Source organism: Novosphingobium sp. 11B, assembly GCF_054589055.1.
This window is the reverse complement of sequence record NZ_BAAILP010000306.1, coordinates 3,759-4,641: the sequence shown is the minus strand read 5'-3', so window position 1 is coordinate 4,641 and position 883 is coordinate 3,759. Positions and strand designations below refer to the sequence as shown.

The 883-nt window shown below is 64.8% G+C and carries 1 protein-coding gene; it reads left to right on the top strand.

Annotation, left to right across the window (positions count from 1 at the left end; genetic code table 11):
- Positions 1 to 376: 376 nt before the first annotated feature.
- Positions 377 to 823: a hypothetical protein gene (locus ACYPYD_RS26160; protein ID WP_008831086.1), complete on the top strand. Its 447-nt coding sequence runs from the start codon at positions 377 to 379 to the stop codon at positions 821 to 823.
- Positions 824 to 883 lie beyond the last annotated feature (60 nt).

Here is an 883-nt window from a genome sequence, read left to right as displayed (position 1 = left end):
GTCATCCCAGCGAAAGCTGGGACCGCTGGCCGCGAACAGCCCACTTGGCGTGGTAATCCTTCTCACGACGGTTCGCGCCTAAAGACCGATAGCGGTCCCAGCCTTCGCTGGGATGACGGCAATTGGGCGATAATCCGGCCGACATTTGGCCGATGTTGGCGAAATTGGCGGCCTTTCGCCGTCTCCGTGACCCTGAAGAAAAGACGGCCGGGGCGGGCAAGGCAAGGAGCCGCCCCGGCCAAGGTCACAGGATGGGAGAAACGCCCCATGACAAGCGTTTCTCCGGGCTTGGTGCAGGCTTGACGAGAGGAGCAAGCCGCGCAACACTAGCTAATGATAATCATTCGCATGTGCAAGCCCTAAAAGGAGACCCGCCATGTACAAGTACGTCGACCGCCCGCTCAGCAGCCTCGACGAAGGCTGCCGGTTCCTCGTCTGGTCCATGCGGGCGTGGGTCACCGCGATCGGCCACAAGCGGTGCCCGGCGCAGCTTCTCGCCCCGGCTTTCGCGCGCTGGCGCATGATCGGGGGGCTGCAGCCGTTCCACCGCGCGATGGTGCTGCTCAACCGCGACGCGCTCGATACGCTGGCGTTCTGCCCGATGGGCTGCAGCCATGTGTCGGAGCACGAGGCGGTGATTCTCGAACTGATCACCTCGCTGCGCGACCGCGGCCCCACCGCGACTCGCGAGACGCTGGACCTGGTGGTGACCGAGGAGAGCGTGGGCGACATGCTCGAAACGCTGTCGAAGATCGGCGCGGCGCTCGCCATCGCGGGGATATTTCCCGGCGAGCCCGTCGCCAATCCCGGCCGCAGCCACTGAAATCAGCCACTGACCCTTCCGCGCAAGAGTGAAGTCGGGCCGTGCTAGATAGGCGCTGAC

Excerpts from the sequence above, each read along its gene's own strand:
- ACYPYD_RS26160 (WP_008831086.1), top strand. The coding sequence starts at position 377 with ATGTACAAGTACGTCGACCGCCCGCTCAGCAGCCTCGACGAAGGCTGC.